Annotated in this window: 17 protein-coding genes (1 of these 17 only partly in view); 15 read left to right on the top strand and 2 right to left on the bottom strand. The window is 74.4% G+C overall.

Annotation, left to right across the window (positions count from 1 at the left end; translation table 11 throughout):
* The first annotated feature begins 2 nt into the window (after window positions 1–2).
* From pheT to ACRAKJ_RS33185, 14 genes are all read left to right on the top strand, one after another.
* Entirely contained in the window at window positions 3–2,480 is a 2,478-nt protein-coding gene (gene pheT / locus ACRAKJ_RS33250) for a phenylalanine--tRNA ligase subunit beta (protein WP_438924048.1), read from the top strand.
* Window positions 2,481–2,799: 319 nt separating this feature from the next.
* Window positions 2,800–3,297: a hypothetical protein gene (locus ACRAKJ_RS33245; protein WP_438924047.1), complete on the top strand. Its 498-nt coding sequence runs from the start codon at window positions 2,800–2,802 to the stop codon at window positions 3,295–3,297.
* A gap of 121 nt (window positions 3,298–3,418) precedes the next feature.
* Entirely contained in the window at window positions 3,419–4,831 is a 1,413-nt protein-coding gene (sthA, locus tag ACRAKJ_RS33240) for a Si-specific NAD(P)(+) transhydrogenase (RefSeq protein ID WP_438924046.1), read from the top strand.
* A 19-nt stretch (window positions 4,832–4,850) separates the two neighbouring features.
* Entirely contained in the window at window positions 4,851–5,879 is a 1,029-nt protein-coding gene (locus ACRAKJ_RS33235) for a hypothetical protein (protein ID WP_438924045.1), read from the top strand.
* 212 nt (window positions 5,880–6,091) lie between these two features.
* Window positions 6,092–7,276 carry a cytochrome P450 gene (locus ACRAKJ_RS33230; protein ID WP_438924044.1) on the top strand — a complete coding sequence of 395 codons (1,185 nt, stop codon included), beginning with the start codon at window positions 6,092–6,094 and terminating at the stop codon, window positions 7,274–7,276.
* Window positions 7,277–7,368: 92 nt separating this feature from the next.
* Window positions 7,369–8,385, top strand: coding sequence for an N-acetyl-gamma-glutamyl-phosphate reductase (gene argC / locus ACRAKJ_RS33225; RefSeq protein WP_438924043.1), 1,017 nt, complete (start codon window positions 7,369–7,371; stop codon window positions 8,383–8,385).
* Window positions 8,382–9,554, top strand: coding sequence for a bifunctional glutamate N-acetyltransferase/amino-acid acetyltransferase ArgJ (argJ, locus tag ACRAKJ_RS33220; protein ID WP_438924042.1), 1,173 nt, complete (start codon window positions 8,382–8,384; stop codon window positions 9,552–9,554). Before argC ends, argJ begins: the two co-directional genes overlap by 4 nt.
* Entirely contained in the window at window positions 9,551–10,435 is an 885-nt protein-coding gene (argB, locus tag ACRAKJ_RS33215) for an acetylglutamate kinase (protein WP_438924041.1), read from the top strand. Before argJ ends, argB begins: the two co-directional genes overlap by 4 nt.
* Window positions 10,432–11,595, top strand: a complete 1,164-nt coding sequence (locus ACRAKJ_RS33210) for an acetylornithine transaminase (protein ID WP_438924040.1) — start codon at window positions 10,432–10,434, stop codon at window positions 11,593–11,595. The genes argB and ACRAKJ_RS33210 overlap by 4 nt, the downstream gene beginning before the upstream one ends.
* 1 nt (window position 11,596) lies before the next feature.
* A complete protein-coding gene (argF, locus tag ACRAKJ_RS33205; RefSeq protein ID WP_438924039.1) occupies window positions 11,597–12,523 on the top strand; it encodes an ornithine carbamoyltransferase in 927 nt (308 codons plus the stop codon).
* The gene (locus ACRAKJ_RS33200; protein WP_438924038.1) at window positions 12,520–13,014 is read left to right on the top strand and encodes an arginine repressor; all 495 of its coding nucleotides are present in this window, start codon (window positions 12,520–12,522) and stop codon (window positions 13,012–13,014) included. Before argF ends, ACRAKJ_RS33200 begins: the two co-directional genes overlap by 4 nt.
* Entirely contained in the window at window positions 13,011–13,973 is a 963-nt protein-coding gene (locus tag ACRAKJ_RS33195; RefSeq protein ID WP_438924037.1) for an argininosuccinate synthase domain-containing protein, read from the top strand. Before ACRAKJ_RS33200 ends, ACRAKJ_RS33195 begins: the two co-directional genes overlap by 4 nt.
* Window positions 13,974–15,365 carry an argininosuccinate lyase gene (gene argH, locus ACRAKJ_RS33190; protein ID WP_438924036.1) on the top strand — a complete coding sequence of 464 codons (1,392 nt, stop codon included), beginning with the start codon at window positions 13,974–13,976 and terminating at the stop codon, window positions 15,363–15,365.
* Window positions 15,349–15,978 (top strand): DNA-3-methyladenine glycosylase, encoded by a 630-nt coding sequence (locus ACRAKJ_RS33185; protein WP_438924035.1) that lies wholly within the window; start codon window positions 15,349–15,351, stop codon window positions 15,976–15,978. Before argH ends, ACRAKJ_RS33185 begins: the two co-directional genes overlap by 17 nt.
* Here the strand turns inward: ACRAKJ_RS33185 and ACRAKJ_RS33180 are convergent.
* Window positions 15,975–16,505 (bottom strand): EF-hand domain-containing protein, encoded by a 531-nt coding sequence (locus ACRAKJ_RS33180; RefSeq protein ID WP_438924034.1) that lies wholly within the window; start codon window positions 16,503–16,505, stop codon window positions 15,975–15,977. The genes ACRAKJ_RS33185 and ACRAKJ_RS33180 overlap by 4 nt on opposite strands.
* Before the next feature lie 104 nt (window positions 16,506–16,609).
* Window positions 16,610–17,107, bottom strand: coding sequence for a hypothetical protein (locus ACRAKJ_RS33175; protein ID WP_438924033.1), 498 nt, complete (start codon window positions 17,105–17,107; stop codon window positions 16,610–16,612).
* 90 nt (window positions 17,108–17,197) lie between these two features.
* On the opposite strand from ACRAKJ_RS33175, the gene tyrS reads away from it, so the two are divergent.
* Window positions 17,198–18,029, top strand: the 5' portion of a protein-coding gene (tyrS, locus tag ACRAKJ_RS33170) for a tyrosine--tRNA ligase (RefSeq protein WP_438924032.1). 443 nt of this gene lie beyond the right edge of the window; the window shows 832 of its 1,275 coding nt (coding positions 1–832); the start codon lies at window positions 17,198–17,200; its stop codon lies beyond the right edge, outside the window.

The following is an 18,029-nucleotide window of genomic DNA, read 5'->3' as shown; positions in this document are numbered from 1 at the left end:
CGGTGCGCATTCCGGTTACCTGGCTGGTCGAGAACCTCGAGTTCACCGAGACCCCCACGCCAGAGCAGCTCGCCGAGGCGTTCACGCGGATCGGCATCGAGGTGGAGGACGTCCACCGGCTCGACGGCGTCACCGGTCCGCTGGTCGCGGGCCGCGTGGTGGAGATCGAGGAGCTGACCGAGTTCAAGAAGCCGATCCGCTTCTGCCGGGTCGAGGTCGGCCCGGACCAGGTCAACGGCATCGTCTGCGGCGCGTCGAACTTCCGCGAGGGCGACACGGTCGTGGTGGCGCTGCCCGGCGCGGTGCTGCCCGGCGGGTTCGCCATCTCCGCCCGCAAGACCTACGGCAGGACCAGCGAGGGCATGATCTGCTCGGCCCGCGAGGTGGGCCTGGGCGACGACCACGCCGGGATCATGGTGCTGCCCAGCGGCACCGCGCAGCCCGGTGACGACGCCGTCGAGCTGCTCGGCCTGGGCGACGCGGTCATCGAGGTCTCGCCGACCCCGGACCGCGGCTACGCGTTCTCGGTGCGCGGCCTGGCCCGCGAGCTGGCCTGCGCGTTCGACGTGCCGTTCGGCGACCCCGGCCTGGCCGAGGTGCCCGAGGGCGAGGGCGAGGTGCTGCCGGTCCGCGTCGAGGACGAGGTGGCGTGCCCGCGGTTCGTGGCCCGCCGGGTCACCGGGGTCGACCCGACCGCGCCCACCCCGTGGTGGATGCGCCGGCGGCTGATGCTCGCGGGCATCCGGTCGATCTCGCTGCCGGTGGACGTCACCAACTACGTGATGCTGGAGCTGGGGCAGCCGCTGCACGCGTTCGACGCGTCGTCGGTCAAGGGCGGCCTGGTGGTGCGGCGCGCGGTGGCCGGCGAGAAGCTGACCACGCTCGACGAGCAGGTCCGCGCCCTGGACCCGGACGACATCGTGATCGCCGACGACAGCGGCGTCATCTCGCTCGCCGGCGTCATGGGCGGCGCGAGCACCGAGGTCGGCCCCGGCAGCTCGGACATCCTGCTGGAGGCGGCGAACTGGGACCCGGCGTCCATCGCCCGCACGGTGCGCCGCCACAAGCTGCCCAGCGAGGCGGCGCGGCGCTTCGAGCGGGTCGTGGACCCGGCGCTGGCGCCGGTGGCGCTGGAGCGCGCCGCGCGGCTGCTCGACATGTTCGCCGACGGCAGCATCCGGCCCGAGCGCACGGACGTCGGCTCGCCCGCCGCGCCCGGCCCGGTGTCGATGCCGATCGACCTGCCCGACCGGGTCGCCGGGGTGCGCTACGCGCGCGGCGTGACGGCGCGCCGGCTGGGCCAGATCGGCTGCCAGGTCGAGGTCACCACCGGTGACGACGGCGCGACGATGGTCACCGCGGTGCCGCCGACGTGGCGCGCGGACCTCACCCAGCCCGCGGACCTGGTGGAGGAGGTGCTGCGGCTGGAGGGCTACGACACGATCCCGTCGGTCCTGCCGCCCGCGCCCGCCGGTCGCGGCCTGACCGAGCAGCAGCGCCGCCGCCGCACGGTGTCGCGCGCCCTGGCCGAGAACGGGTTCGTCGAGGTCAAGCCGTTCCCGTTCGTGGCGCCCGCGGTGTTCGACGCGCTGGGCCTGCCCGAGGGCGACGTGCGGCGCAACGCGGTGAGCGTGCTCAACCCGCTGGAGGCCGACAAGCACGCGCTGGCCACCACGCTGGTGCCGGGGCTGCTGGAGACCGTGCAGCGCAACCTGGCGCGCGGCCAGAAGGACCTGGCGGTCTACGCGGTCGCCCAGGTCACGCTGCCGCGCGCGCAGCAGGTGCCGGTGCCCGCGGTCGGCGTGGGCGCGCGCCCGTCCGACGCGGACGTCGCCTCGCTGCTGGCATCGCTGCCGCAGCAGCCGGTGCACGTGGCCGCCGTGCTCGCGGGCAACCGCGAGCGGGCCGGCTGGTGGGGCAAGGGCCGCCCGGCTGACTGGGCGGACGCGGTGGGCGCGGCGCGGCTGATCGGCCAGGCGTACGGGGTGGAGCTGACCGCGGTCGCCTCCGACCTGGCCCCGTGGCACCCCGGCCGGTGCGCGGAGCTGCGCGTCGGCGACTGGCCCGTGGGCCACGCGGGCGAGCTGCACCCGAAGGTCGTGGAGGCGCTGGGCCTGCCGAAGCGCACGGTGGCGCTGGAGCTGGACCTCGACGCGCTGCCGCTGACCGACGACCGGCCCGCGCCGGTCGTGTCGCCGTACCCGCCGGTGCTGCTGGACGTGGCCGTGGTGGTGGGCGCGGACGTGCCCGCCGACCGGGTGTCCCGGGCGCTGCGCTCCGGCGGCGGCGCCCTGCTGGAGGACATCCGGCTGTTCGACGTCTACACCGGCGACCAGGTGGGGGAGGGCAAGCGCTCGCTGGCCTACTCCCTGCGCTTCCGCGCGCCGGACCGCACGCTGACCGTGGACGAGGCGACGGCGGCGCGCGACGCGGCCGTGGCCGCCGCCGCGGAACGCTTCGGCGCGGTGCTCAGGGGCTGAGACGCGAGGGGACCGGCCCGGTCCCGGAGCCGCACCGCTGCGGGTCCGGGACTAGGCCGGTCGGGTGATGCCCGCGGTCGTCGAAACCGGTGAACGCGCAGGTCAACCCCGGTGCCGTGGCGTGTCAAGGGGCCCAAAGACCCGTGTTTCCGGGCAGGCCGGGTCCTTGCGCGGAGGTTGAACGTTCTTCAAGATTGATCCCGCGGCCCGCTGGGCCGAGGGGCGAAGCGATGAACCGCCGGGCGTGTCTGGTCGCCGGTCCGACGGGGAGCTAGCGGCGAACCCACCGCCTGGAGCAGCAATCGAGTGAGGTTGCCTCATGCGCAGTTTGGGTCCCCGGATGGAAGCCGCCGTCGCCGCGACCATCCTCGGTGCGGGCGCCGTCGTGGTGGCGTCCATGCACCTGACCTGGCCCGAACCCGAGTTGCCCGCCATGGCGTACTCGGTGAGCGGCGCCGAGGCCGGGGTGGCCGACCTGGAGCCGTTCGGCATCGACGACGTCTCCGGCGCCCCGGTCGAGCTGACCCCGGGCAGCGAGGGCGCGCGGCTGGTGCGCCTCTCCAACCCCAACAGCGTCGACATCGTCGTGCTGACCCTCCAGGCCCTGCCGGGCCAACCGCTGGACGCGGCGCACAACCGCGTCCCCGACTGCCCCTCCGGGGTGCTCACCGTGGTGCCCATGGGGGAACCGGTCACCATCCCGCCCGCCGGCGAGGTCGAGGTGGAGATGGTCGTGCAGATCTCGCACGACGTGCCGGTGGCGTGCCAGGACCTCGTCTTCCCGCTCACCTACACGGGGCGCGCGGCCCGCGGCTAGGGGCGCTCGGGGGCCTCGCGCGGGAAGGGGTCGGCGGCGTCGGCCCCGACCGCGGCGGACCGCCCCGGCGGGTCCGTTCACCCGATCACCGCGGAACGGGTTCTTGTGCGAGGCTTCGGGCATGAGCGAGTACGACTACGACCTGGTCGTCATCGGATCGGGCCCCGGCGGGCAGAAGGCGGCCATCGCGGGCGCCAAGCTCGGCAAGCGCGTCGCCGTCGTGGACCGCGCCGACATGGTGGGCGGCGTGTGCGTCAACACCGGGACGATCCCGTCGAAGACGCTGCGCGAGGCGGTGATGTACCTGACCGGGATGAGCCAGCGCGAGCTGTACGGCGCGAGCTACCGGGTCAAGAACGACATCACCATCTCCGACCTGCTCGCCCGCACGCAGCACGTCATCGGGCGCGAGGTCCAGGTCGTGCGCGCCCAGCTGCACCGCAACCACATCGACCTGCTCAGCGGCACGGCGAGCTTCGTCGACCCGCACACCGTCGCCGTGCAGGGCGCGCACCGCGGCGAGCACCAGGTCGTCACCGCCGACAAGGTCGTGATCGCCACCGGCACCCGGCCCGCGCGCCCGGAGCAGGTGGACTTCGACGAGGAGCGGGTCCTCGACTCCGACGAGGTGCTGGCGCTCAACGAGATCCCGTCGTCGCTGGTCGTGGTCGGCGCGGGCGTCATCGGCATCGAGTACGCCTCCATGTTCGCCGCGCTCGGCACCCGCGTCACGGTGGTCGAGCAGCGCGACCGGATGCTCGACTTCTGCGACCCGGAGATCGTCGAGTCGCTCAAGTTCCACCTGCGCGACCTGGCGGTGACGTTCCGGTTCGGCGAGAAGGTCGTCACCGTCGACGTGTCGGAGAGCGGCACGGTGACGACGCTGGCCAGCGGCAAGCGCATCCCGGCCGCCGCGGTCATGTACTCGGCCGGCCGGCAGGGCAACACCGAGGCGCTCGACCTGGACAAGGCGGGCCTGGAGGCCGACCGGCGCGGCCGGCTCGCCGTGGACGAGCACTACCGCACGCCCGTGGAGCACATCTACGCGGTGGGCGACGTGATCGGCTTCCCGGCGCTGGCCGCCACGTCGATGGACCAGGGCAGGCTCGCCGCCTACCACGCGTTCGGCGAGGAGGCGCGCGAGCTGTCGTCGTTGCAGCCGATCGGCATCTACACCATCCCGGAGATCTCCTACTGCGGCGCCACGGAGGCCGAGCTGACCTCGTCCGCCACGCCGTACGAGGTGGGCCTGGCGCGGTACCGGGAGCTGGCGCGTGGCTCGATCGTCGGCGACGCCTACGGGATGCTCAAGCTGCTGGTGTCCACCGTGGACCGCAAGCTGCTGGGCGTGCACCTGTTCGGCACCGGCGCGACGGACCTCGTCCACATCGGGCAGGCCGTCATGGCGTGCGGCGGCACGGTGGACTACCTGGTGGACACCGTCTTCAACTACCCGACCCTGTCCGAGGCGTACAAGGTCGCCGCCCTGGACGCCACGAACAAGATCCGCGCGCTGGAGCGCTTCGGCCGGTAGGCGCGGCTACGCTCGCGTCGTGCCGGAGAACGCGGAACTGCCCGGGTCGTGCGCCGCGCTCGTGGACGCGGTGGGCCGGCGCGACGCCGCGGGGTTCCGCGAGGTCTACGAGGTGCTGGTCGAGCGCCTCCCGGAGGCCGACGGGGCGCAGCTGTCCGCCGCCCTCGCCGTGCTGGGACCGGCGCTGCCCGACCTGTCGCTGGGCAACGGCGGCGACCTCGTGCAGCTCACCGGCGCCCTGGTGCACCTCGGCGGCGACCCGGCACCCGTGCTGGGGCCGCTGGTGCTGCGCGTGGCCGACGCCCTGGAGCGGGCGACGCGGTTCGTGGGGCGGTGGCGCGCCGCGGGCGGTGGCGAGCCGCCCGCGCCGGAGCGCGACAACATCCCCGCCGTGCTGACGCGGCTGCCCACCCCGGACGGCCGGCACGTGGCCGAGGCGTGGTTCGCCGTCGACGAGTGGGTGGCCGGGCTGCTGGTGCCGTTGCAGCTCGCCGACGTGCGGCGCGCCCTGCCCCACCGCGACCGGCTCCGCGCGGCGACCGGGGCGGCGCGGCGGGTGGCCTCCGCGCCGTGGCTGCACGGCCTGCTGGACGTGCTCGACGACGAACCGCTGGTCGTCGTCCACCGGGGCACGGGCGCCGCCTACGAGCTGACCGTCGGCGGCGTCGGCGACAACGCCCAGCTGCACACCCTGCTCGCGGCGGTGCTCGTCGGCGACCCGGCGCGCGGCCTGCTGCCGGGCCGGCCGCCGCACCCCCGGTGGGTGGCGGCGGCGGTCGACGGCGACGACCTCCGGCCCGAGGGCGGCATCCGCGGCTCGTTCACCCTGGTCGACGCGCACGGCGCGGCGATCCGGCACGAGGGCCGGCCGGCGGACGTGCCGCTGGTGGGCGGGCGGCGCGTCGTGGTGCTCGACCCGCCCCGGGGGCGCTCCTGGGAAGCCGGCCGCGCCTACCCGCTGATGCGGCCGACCGTGGTGCTCGACCGCGTGCTCACCGGGGCCGACGCCGCGCGGTGGGCGGACCTCGTGGCGCCCGGCCGCCGCTAGCCGCGCCCGGCCGCCGCTAGCCGCGCCCGGCCGCCGCCAGCCGCGACCAGCCGCGATCACCCTCGTCCGGCCGGCTGAAGATCACCGTGCGCAGTCGTCCGTCACTGCCCGTGTCGTGGCGTCTCACTCGCCCGACCCTGCCGCGTCACCCCGCGCCGTCGCTACCGTGTCCGCGCCGCCCCTCCCCGCACCGCCGACGCCGGAGGCCCGCCATGACCCTGCCCCTGCACATGCGCCGCGAGGGGTTCGCCCCGGCGGCCGAGCTGGCCGCGGTGCGCGACGACGAGGGCGTGCGGCTGTTCGACTCGCCGATCGGCGACCGGGTGTGGCTGGTGACCCGCGTCGCCGACGTCCGCCGCGTCCTGGGCGACCCGGTCGTGTTCGGCAACTCCGCGCACCACCTCGTGCCCGGCGCGCCCGCCATGTCCGAGGAGGAGCTGGCCCGCGTGCGGCCCGGCAACCCGCTCGGCTACGACCCGCCCGGGCACACCCGGCTGCGGCGGCTGGTCGCGCCCGGCTTCACCGCCCGGCGGGTGCGCCTGCTCGAACCCCGGGTGCGCGAGATCGTGCGCGACCACCTCGACGCGGTGGCCGCCGCCGGCCCGCCCGCCGACCTCGTGCCCGCGTTCGCGCTGCCGGTGCCGTCGCTGGTGATCTGCGAGCTGCTGGGCGTGCCCTACGCGGAGCGCAGCGAGTTCCAGCAGCGCGCCGCCGACTTCTTCGACGTGTCCCTCTCACCCGACGAGCGGTTCGCCGTCGCGCTGCGGTCCCGCGCCTACCTGGCCGAGCTGGTCGCCCGCGCCAGGGTCGAACCGGGCGACGACCTGCTGGGCGTCCTGGCGCGCGCCGGCGGGCCGGCCGACGGCGGCCTGGCGGACGACGAGCTGGTGGGCGTGGCCGACCTGCTGCTGCTCGCGGGCCACGAGACCACGGCGAACATGCTGAGCCTGGGCGCGCTGGCCCTGCTGCGCCACCCCGACCAGTGCCGCCTGCTGCGCGAGCGACCCGACCTGGACGACGCTGCGGTGGAGGAGCTGCTGCGCTGGCTGACCGTCGTGCACACCGGCGTGCCGCGGGTGGTGACCGCCGACGTCGAGCTGGGCGGGCGCGAGCTGGCCGCGGGCGACCTCGTCGTCTGCTCGCTGCCCGCCGCCAACCGCGACCCCGACCTGCTGGCCGGCGCCGACGACCTCGACCTGACCCGCTCGCCGGTGAGCCACGTCGCGTTCGGCCACGGCGTCCACCACTGCGTCGGCGCGCCCCTGGCCCGGCTGGAGATGCGCGCCGCCTTCCCGGCGCTGGTCCGCCGCTTCCCGGACCTGCGCCTGGCCGGCGAGCCGGTGTTCCGCTCGCAGCAGGTCGTCCACGGCCTGTCGTCGCTGCCCGTGGCGTGGTGACCCGCGGCCCGGTGGACCGCGGCGCGGTGAGGTGCTCCCACACCGTGGAATAAAATTTGAGTGATGATGCACGGCGGTGCATACTTATCCGCATGACGGTGCGGATCGCGGTGGCCGGGGCCAGTGGCTACGCCGGCGGTGAGGTGCTCCGGCTGCTGCTCGGGCACCCGGACGTGGAGATCGGGGCGCTCACGGCGGGCGGCAACGCGGGCGCGCCGCTGCTCGCCCACCAGCCGCACCTGCTGCCGCTGGCCGACCGCGTGCTGGAGGAGACCACCGCCGAGCGCCTGCGCGGCCACGACGTCGTCTTCCTCGCCCTCCCGCACGGCAAGTCCGCCGAACTCGCCGCCCTGCTCGGCGACGACGTCCTCGTCGTCGACTGCGGCGCGGACCACCGGCTCACCAGCGCCGCGGCCTGGGAGCGCTGGTACGGCGGCGAGCACGCGGGCAGCTGGCCCTACGGCCTGCCCGAGCTGCCCGGCAAGCGCGACGAGCTGCGCGGCGCCCGGCGCGTCGCCGTGCCCGGCTGCTACCCGACCGTGTCCTCGCTGGCCCTGGCCCCCGCGATGGGGCTGGTCGAGCCCGAGGTCACCGTGGTCGCCGTCTCCGGCGCGTCCGGCGCGGGCAAGTCGCTCAAGCCGAACCTGCTCGGCTCGGAGGTCATGGGCTCGCTGTCCGCCTACGGCGTCGGCGGCGCGCACCGGCACACCCCCGAGATCGCGCAGAACCTGACCGCCGTCGCCGGGCACGACGTGAAGGTCTCGTTCACCCCCGTGCTGGCCCCGCTGCCGCGCGGCATCCTGGCCACCTGCTCCGCGACCCTCAAGGACCCCGACGAGGACGTCCGCGCCGCCTACGCGAAGGCGTACGCCGACGAGCCGTTCGTGCACCTGCTGCCGGAGGGCCACTGGCCCACCACGGGCGCGGTGCTCGGCTCGAACGCCGTGCAGCTCCAGGTCACCGTCGACCGGGACCTGGGCAGGCTCGTCGTCGTCGCCGCGGTCGACAACCTGGCGAAGGGCACCGCGGGCGCCGCGGTGCAGTGCATGAACCTGGCACTCGGCCTGCCGGAGACCACCGGCCTGTCCACCGTGGGAGTAGCACCGTGAACCGCAGCAGGGGTGTGACCGGCCCGTCCGGCTTCAGGGCCGCGGGTGTCGCGGCCGGCATCAAGGAGTCCGGCGCGCTCGACCTCGCGCTGGTCGTCAACGAGGGGCCGGGCCAGGCCGCCGCGGGCGTCTTCACCACCAATCAGGTCAAGGCCGCGCCCGTCCTGTGGTCCCAGCAGGTGCTCGGGGAGCGCAGGCTGCGCGCCGTGGTGCTCAACTCCGGCGGCGCGAACGCGTGCACCGGCCCGGAGGGCTTCCAGGACACCCACGCCACCGCCGAGAAGGTCGCGGACGTCCTCGGTGTCGGCGCGATCGAGGTCGCCGTGTGCTCCACCGGCCTCATCGGCGAGCGCCTGCCCATGGACGCCCTCACCGCGGGCGTCGACAAGGCCGCCGCGGAACTGGCCGGCACCGACGAGGCCGGCCTGGCCGCCGCCACCGCCGTGATGACCACCGACACCCACCCCAAGCAGTCGTTCGAGGCCCACCCCGACGGCTGGTCCGTCGGCGGCTTCGTCAAGGGCGCCGGGATGCTGTCGCCGAACATGGCCACCATGCTCAGCGTCATCACCACCGACGCCGCCCTCGACGGCGACGCGCTCGACGCGGCCCTGCGCCGGGTCACCGCCCGCACCTACGACCGGCTCGACGTGGACGGCGGCACGTCCACCAACGACACCGTGCTGCTGCTCGCCTCCGGCGCGTCCGGCACCACCCCCGACGCCGAGGAGTTCGCGCGCGTCCTCGAAGCCGTCGCGGGCGACCTGGTCAAGCAGCTCCAGGGCGACGCGGAGGGCGTCACCAAGGAGGTGTCCATCACGGTCGACGGCGCGCTCACCGAGGCCGAGGCCGTCGAGGTCGCCAAGACCGTCGCCGAGGACAACCTGGTGAAGACCGCGCTGTTCGGCTCGGACCCCAACTGGGGCCGCATCGCGATGGCCGTGGGCCGGTCGAGGGCCACCGTCGACCAGCACAGGCTCGGCATCGCCATCAACGGCGTCACGCTGTTCGCCGACGGCCACAAGGCCGCCGACCGCGCCGAGGCCGACCTGTCCGGCCGCGACGTCGAGATCGTGGTGAGCCTGGGCCTCGGCGACGGCACGGCCACCGTGCTCACCACCGACCTGTCGCACGCCTACGTCGAAGAGAACAGCGCGTACAGCTCATGACCACACCGCACGACAAGGCCGCCGTCCTGGTCGAGGCGCTGCCCTGGCTCCAGCGCTCCCGCGGCGCCACCGTCGTCCTCAAGTACGGCGGCAACGCCATGGTCGACGACGCGCTCAAGCGCGCGTTCGCCCAGGACGTCGTGTTCCTCAAGCTCGCCGGCCTGCACCCGGTCGTGGTGCACGGCGGCGGCCCGCAGATCGCCGCCATGCTCGGGAAGCTCGGCATCCACAGCGAGTTCCGCGGCGGCCTGCGCGTCACCACGCCCGAGGCCATGGACGTCGTCCGCATGGTGCTCGTCGGCCAGGTGCAGCGCGAACTCGTCGGCCTGATCAACGAGCACGGCCCGTACGCGGTCGGCCTGTCCGGCGAGGACGCCCGCCTGCTCACCGCCGCCCGCCGCCCCGCGGTCGTGGACGGCGAACCGGTCGACATCGGCCTCGTCGGCGACATCGTGGACGTCGACCCGGACGCGGTGCTCGACGTCGTGCACGCCGGCCGCATCCCGGTGATCTCCTCCGTCGCCCCGGACGCCGACGGCGTCGTGCACAACGTCAACGCCGACACGGCGGCGGGCGCGGTGGCCGTCGCGCTGCGGGCGCGGAAGCTCGTGGTCCTCACCGACGTGGAGGGCCTGTACGCGAACTGGCCGGACCGCGGCTCGCTGCTGCACCGCGTCGACGCCGACGCGCTGGAGAAGATGCTGCCCGACCTGGACAGCGGGATGGTGCCCAAGATGGAGGCGTGCCTGCGCGCGGTGCGCGGCGGCGTCCCGGAGGCGCACGTGATCGACGGGCGGTTGGCGCACTCGGTGCTGCTGGAGGTCTTCACCTCCGAGGGCGTCGGGACCATGGTGACCGAGGGGACTGGGGAACGGGCATGAACGACCGGCAGCGGTGGCAGGCCGCGATGATGAACAACTACGGCACACCCGACCTGACCCTGGTGCGCGGCGAGGGCGCGCACGTCTGGGACGCCGACGGCAACCGCTACCTCGACCTGCTCACCGGCATCGCCGTCAACGCCCTCGGCCACGCCCACCCGGCGGTCGTCGCGGCCGTCACCGAGCAGATCGGCCGGATCTCCCACACCTCCAACCTCTACATCAACGAGCCCGCGCTCAAGCTCGCCGAGCGCCTGCTCGACCTGGCCGGCGCGGACGGCGACGGCCGGGTGCTGTTCTGCAACTCCGGCGCCGAGGCCAACGAGGCCGCGTTCAAGCTCAGCCGCCGCACCGGCCGGGTGAAGGTCGTCGCCACCGAGGGCGGCTTCCACGGCCGCACCATGGGCGCCCTCGCGCTCACCGGCCAGCCCGCCAAGCGCGAACCGTTCGAACCGCTGGTGCCCGGCGTCGTGCACGTCCCGTTCGGCGACGTCGAGGCGCTGGAGGCGGTGATCGACGACGACACCGCCGCGTTCGTCGTGGAACCCATCCAGGGCGAGAACGGCGTCGTCGTGCCGCCCGAGGGCTACCTCCAGGCCGCCCGCCGCATCACCGCCGAGCACGGCGCGCTGCTCGTGCTCGACGAGGTGCAGACCGGCGTCGGCCGCCTCGGCACCTGGTTCGCCTTCCAGCAGGCCGGCGTCGTGCCGGACGTGTTCACGCTGGCCAAGGGCATCGGCGGCGGCCTGCCGCTGGGCGTGTGCGTCGCCCTCGGCCCCGCCAAGGACCTGTTCGCGCCCGGCCAGCACGGCACCACGTTCGGCGGCAACCCGGTGTGCTGCGCCGCCGCGCTCGCCGTGCTCGACACGATCGCCGCCGACGGGCTGCTGGAGCACGCCTCCGCCGTCGGCAAGGAGATCGCCGCCGGCGTCGAGGCCCTCGACCACCCGCTCATCTCCGGTGTGCGGGGCGCCGGCCTGCTGCTCGGGATCACGCTGCGCGAGGCGGTCTCGGCGAAGGCCGCGGCGGCCGCGCAGCAGGCCGGGTACCTCATCAACCCCATCCAGCCCGACGTCATCCGGCTCGCCCCGCCGCTGGTCCTCGACCAGGCCGACGCCCACCGGCTCGTCGCCGAGCTGCCCACCTGGTTGGAGGTCTGACGTGGTCCGGCACTTCCTGCGCGACGACGACCTGACGCCCGCCGAGCAGGCCGAGGTCCTCGACCTCGCCGACGCCTGCAAGACCGACCGGCTCACCGCCAAGCCCCTGGCCGGGCCGAAGTCCGTCGCGGTCATCTTCGAGAAGAACTCCACCCGCACCCGCCTGTCGTTCGAGGTGGGCATCGCCCAGCTCGGCGGCAACCCGGTGATCATCGACGGCCGCTCCATGCAGCTCGGCCGCGAGGAGACCATCGAGGACACCTCCCGCATCCTGTCCGGCTACGTCGACGCGGTCATCTGGCGCACCTTCGCGCAGAAGCGCATCGACGCCATGGCGTCCGTCTCGCGCATCCCGGTGATCAACGCGCTGACCGACGAGTTCCACCCCTGCCAGGTGCTCGCCGACCTCCAGACGATCCGCCTGCGGCACGGCGCGCTGCCCGGCCTCACCGTCACCTACCTGGGCGACGGCGCGAACAACATGTCCCACTCGATGCTGCTCGGCGGCGTCACCGCGGGCATGCACGTGCGGATCGCCGCGCCCGAGAACTTCCAACCGCAGCCGTGGGTCCTCGACGACGCCCGCAAGCGCGCCGCCGACACCGGCGGCTCGGTCCGGGTGGTCACCGACCCGCGCGAGGCCGTGGACGGCGCGGACGTGCTCGTCACCGACACGTGGACGTCGATGGGCCAGGAAAACGACGGCCGCGACCGGATGCGGCCCTTCCGGCCCTACCAGGTCAACGCCGACCTCGTCGCCGCCACCGGCGTGCGCACCACGGTCCTGCACTGCCTGCCCGCCCACCGCGGCCAGGAGATCACCGACGACGTCCTCGACGGCCCCGACAGCGCCGTCTGGGACGAGGCCGAGAACCGCCTGCACGCCCAGAAGGCGCTGCTCGTCTGGCTCCTGGAGCAGTCGGCGTGACACGCACCGCGCGGCAGGCCCGCATCGTCGAACTGGTCGCCCAGCGCGCCATCCGCAGCCAGTCGGAGCTGGCGAAAACGCTTGCGGTGGAGGGCATCGAGGTCACCCAGGCCACGCTGTCGCGCGACCTGGACGAGCTCGGTGCGGTGAAGCTGCGCGGACCCGACGGCGGCGCGCCCGTCTACGTCATCCCCGAGGACGGCAGCCCCGTGCGCGGCGTGCAGGGCGGCACCACCCGGCTCGTGCGGGTCCTCAACGAGCTGCTGGTGTCCGTGGACCACTCCGGCAACCTCGCCGTCCTGCGCACCCCGCCCGGCGCGGCCCAGTTCCTGGCCAGCGCCCTGGACCGGGCCGCGCTGCACGACATCGTCGGCACCATCGCGGGCGACGACACCATCCTCGCCGTCGCCCGCGAACCGCTCACCGGCGCCGAGCTGGCGGCCCGGGTCGCCGCCCTCGCCACCGGCGAACCCGGGGACGAGGGACCGTGAACCGGCGGGTCGTCCTGGCCTACTCGGGCGCCCTCGCCTCGTCCGTCGCCCTGCGCCGCCTCGCCGAGACCGGCGCCGAGGTCATCGCGGTGACCCTCGACGTCGGCCGCGCCGTCGCCCCGGTGGGCGGTGCCCCCGTCGGCGGGGCCCTCGTCGCCGTCCGCGAGCGGGCCCTCGCCTGCGGCGCCGCCGAGGCCCTCGTCGTGGACGCCCGCGACGAGTTCGCCGAGCACTACTGCCTGCCCGCGCTGCGGGCCAACGCGCTGCACGGCCCGCTGCTCCCCGCCCTCACCCGGCCGCTGCTCGCCGAGCACCTCGTCCGGGTCGCCGAGCGGCACGGCGCCGGGGCCGTCGCCCACGACCTCGCCGCCGCCGACCGGGCGGCCGTCGAAGCCGGCGTCGAGGCCCTCGCACCGCACCTGACCGTCCTCGCGCCCGACCACGAACCACCCCGGACCGGGCCCGACACCGGCGGCGAGGCCGCGAGCACCGGGCCCGCCGACGCCTGCGAGGTCGTCGTCACCTTCGACCGGGGCGTGCCCGTCGCCCTCGACGGCGAGACCGTCACCGCGTTCCAGGCCATCCGCGAACTCGACCTCAAGGCCGGCCGGCACACTGTGCGCGGGGTGCGGCAGGCACCCGGTGCCCTCGCGCTGACCACCGCGCACCGGGAGCTGGAAGCCGCCACCCTGGAGCAGGGGACGGCCCGCTTCAAGCGGCAGGTCGACCTCCGGTGGGGTGAACTGGTGCGCGACGGGCAGTGGTTCTCGCCGCTGCGGCACGCGCTGGACGGCTTCCTGGGCACCACCCGGCGGCACGTGACCGGCGAGGTGCGGCTGGCGCTGCACGACGGCCGCGCCACCGTCACCGCCGTGCTCGGCCACGAGCCGCACGACTCCGCCCCCGCCGGCCGCGGCTGGGGCCACCCGCACGACCAGCCGAAGAGGGATCAGGGGTAGATGAGTTCTCTGTGGGGCGGGCGTTTCGCCAGTGGACCGGCCGAGGCGATGGCGATGCTGTCGCTCTCGACGCACTTCGACTGGCGACTCGCCCCCTACGACATCAGGGGTTCCAGGGCGCACGCCCGCGTGCTCACCCGCGCGGGCCTGCTCACCGACGACGAGCTGGCGCGCATGCTCGCCGCGCTCGACGCCCTGGAGGCCGACGTCGCCTCCGGCGCGTTCACGCCGGTGCTCGCCGACGAGGACGTGCACACCGCCCTGGAACGCGGCCTCATCGACCGCGCCGGGCCCGAGCTGGGCGGCAAGCTGCGCGCCGGCCGCTCCCGCAACGACCAGGTCGCCACGCTGTTCCGCATGTGGCTGCGCGACGCCGCCAAGCGCGTCTCCGAGGGCGTGCTCGACGTGGTCGACGCCCTCGCCGGCCAGGCCACCGCGCACGCCGGCGCCGTCATGCCCGGCCGCACGCACCTCCAGTCCGCGCAGCCCGTGCTGCTCGCGCACCACCTCCTCGCGCACGGCCAGGCGCTGCTGCGCGACGTCGACCGGCTCCGCGACTGGGACAAGCGCGCCGCCGTCTCCCCGTACGGGTCGGGCGCCCTCGCCGGCTCGTCGCTGGGCCTCGACCCCGCCGCGGTCGCCGAGGAGCTGGGCTTCGACGCGCCGGTGGAGAACTCCATCGACGGCACCGCCTCGCGCGACTTCGCCGCCGAGATCGCGTTCGTGCTGGCCATGATCGGCGTCGACCTGTCCCGGATCGCCGAGGAGGTGATCATCTGGACGACCGCCGAGTTCCGCTTCGCCGTCCTCGACGACGCGTGGGCCACCGGCAGCTCGATCATGCCGCAGAAGAAGAACCCCGACGTCGCCGAGCTGACCCGCGGCAAGTCCGGCCGGCTCATCGGCAACCTCACCGGCCTGCTCGCCACCCTCAAGGCCCAGCCGCTCGCCTACAACCGGGACCTCCAGGAGGACAAGGAACCCCTGTTCGACTCCGTCGAGCAGCTGGAGCTGCTGCTGCCCGCCCTGGCCGGGATGATCGCCACGATGCGGTTCGACACCGACCGCATGGCCGCGCTCGCCCCCGCCGGGTTCACCCTGGCCACCGACATCGCCGAGTGGCTGGTCCGGCAGGGCGTGCCGTTCCGCGTCGCCCACGAGGCGGCGGGGGAGTGCGTGCGCGCCGCCGAGGCCCGCGGCGTCGGCCTGGACGAGCTGACCGACGACGAGTTCGCCGCCATCTCGCCCGCCCTCACCCCCGAGGTGCGCGACGTGCTCACCGTGCAGGGCTCCATCGCCTCCCGCGACGCCCACGGCGGCACCGCGCCCGACCGGGTCGCCGAGCAGCTCAAGAGGCTGCGGGACAGGGTCTCCCTTGCCCGCCTCCCCTAGGCAGCTCACCGAGCGGGAGCTGGCCGTCGACCCCGTCGACGCCGCCCGGCTCCTGCTCGGCGCCACCGTCGAGGCCACCTCGCCCGAGGGCGTCGTGGGCGTGCGGGTCGTCGAGGTCGAGGCGTACCGGGGCGGCGACGACCCGGCCTCCCACTGCTACCGGGGCCGGACGCCGCGCAACGACGTCATGTTCGGCCCCGCCGGGCGGCTCTACGTGTACTTCGTCTACGGCATGCACTTCTGCGCCAACGTCGTGTCGCTCACCGACGGCGTCCCCGGCGCCGTGCTGCTGCGCGCGGGCGAGGTCGTGACCGGCGTCGAACTGGCCCGCGCCCGCCGCCCCGCCGCGCGCAGCGACGCCGAGCTGGCCAAGGGCCCGGCCCGCCTCACCGGCGTCCTCGGCCTCGACCGCGCCCACAACGGCACCGACCTGACCTCGCCGGACGCCACCGTGCGGCTGCTCGCGGGCGACCCCGTCGACCCGGCCGACATCCGCACCGGGCCCCGCGTCGGCGTCGCCGTCGCGGTCGACGTGCCGTGGCGGTTCTGGATCGACTCCCCGGCGGTCAGCACCTACCGCCGGGGCACCCGCCGCACCCGCGCCACCCCCTAGGCGCCCTTCACCTCGCCGAACACGTGCGTGCCGGGCGCCTCCGGGTCGTCACCGGCCCAGAACTCGACCCAGTGCCGCACGAACTCCGACTTGGAGATCGCGCCGTCGCCGTCGAGGTCCAACCGGGCGAACACCGCGTCCGTCGGCGCGTCGTCACCGGTCCAGGCGTGGATCATGCGGCCGTACTCGGGCGCCGACACCGTGCCGTCGCCGTCCTCGTCCACCGCCTCGAACATCGACTCGGCCGTGGCCACTACGAGGTCCAGCATCGTGCCCAGGTCGGACACCACCGCCAGCACCTCGTCGATCGTCACCTTGTCGTCGCTGTCCTGGTCGGAGGCCGCGTGCAGCGCCTCCCACCAGCCCATCATGATCTCCCGCAACCGCTCCGGCCCGTCCCCGCCGCGCAGGCCCACCCATCGGTCCGTCAACGCCTCGAAATCGGCGCGCTCCAGGTAACCGTCGCCGTTCACGTCCATCGCGGCGAACACGATGGAGGTCTTCTCCCGCTGCAAGTCGCTGGCCACGTGAACGAACTTGGTGGTCGAACGCGGTGCGGGCAATTGACCAGCCGGGGCATACCCGTGTGCGGCAGGGTGAACGACGCGGTGACCGTCGGTAGCGCCGGTGATCAGCGCACGGTCCGCCGGTACCAGACCCGCCGCTCGCCCTCCGGCAGCGCGACCCGGGTGATCACGTTCGTCAGCACCGCGCCGATCAGCAGCCACAGCAGCGCGGCCAGCCCGTCGTTCAGCAGCGTCCGCAGACCGGCGCTCGCGGGCGTGAACAGGTCGCGCAGGCCCAGCGACACCCCCGCCGACCACGACTCGATCATCTGCGCGAACCCGTTCGCCGGGTTCGCGCCGCCGATCACCAGGAAGATGTGGATCGCCAGCACGACGGCGAACAGCCAGCACAGCACGTCGATCACCGCGCAGGCCACGCGCACCGCGCGCACGCGGCCGTCACCGCGCTCCACGACCTCCTCCTGCTGGTAGGGCACCTGCTGCTGGGCAGCCGCGTGCTGCTGGGTGGGTACGTGCTGCTGCGGCACCTGCGGCACCCCGGGACGGGGCACGACCTCGGTGGGGCGGTCAGCGGGACGTGGATCGCGATCCGGGTAGCTCATCGCTGCGGTCCTCTCACTAGAGCCCGCTCCCGACTACCCGAAGCGCACACCGCCTCAAACCGCGTTGACCAGGTGTCGGACAATGGCCTGGTGAGCGAGCACATCCTCGACGAGCTGACCTGGCGCGGCCTCATCGCGCACTCCACCGACCTCGACGCACTGCGGAAGGACCTCGACTCGGGCCCGCTCACCCTCTACGCCGGGTTCGACCCGACCGCGCCCAGCCTGCACGCCGGCAACCTCGTGCCCCTGCTCATGCTGCGCCGCTTCCAGCGCGCCGGGCACCGGCCCGTCGTCCTGGCGGGCGGCGCCACCGGCATGATCGGCGACCCGCGCGACACCGCCGAGCGGTCCCTCAACCCCCTCGACACCGTCGCCGACTGGGTCGGGCGCATCCGCGGCCAGCTGGAGCGGTTCGTCGAGTTCGACGACAGCCCCACCGGCGCGGTCGTCGTCAACAACCTCGACTGGACGGGGCCCGTCACCGCCCTGGAGTTCCTGCGCGACGTCGGCAAGCACTTCTCGATCAACGTCATGCTCGCGCGCGAGACGGTCAAGCGCCGCCTCGAAGGCGACGGCATGTCGTACACCGAGTTCAGCTACCTGCTGCTCCAGTCCCACGACTACCTCCAGCTCCACCGGCAGTACGGGACGCGGCTCCAGGTCGGCGGCTCCGACCAGTGGGGCAACATCATCGGCGGCGTCGACCTCGTCCGGAAGGTCGAGGGCAAGACGGTGCACGCCCTGACCGCGCCCCTGGTCACCGACGCCGAGGGCCGCAAGTTCGGCAAGTCCACCGGCGGCGGCAACGTGTGGCTCGACCCGGCGATGACCTCCCCGTACGCCTGGTACCAGTACTTCGTGAACGTCGGCGACGCCGACGTGCTGCGGTACCTGCGGCTGTTCACCTTCCTGCCGAAGG

The organism is Saccharothrix sp. DSM 118769 (assembly GCF_052936295.1).
This window is presented reverse-complemented; position numbering and strand designations above follow the sequence as displayed.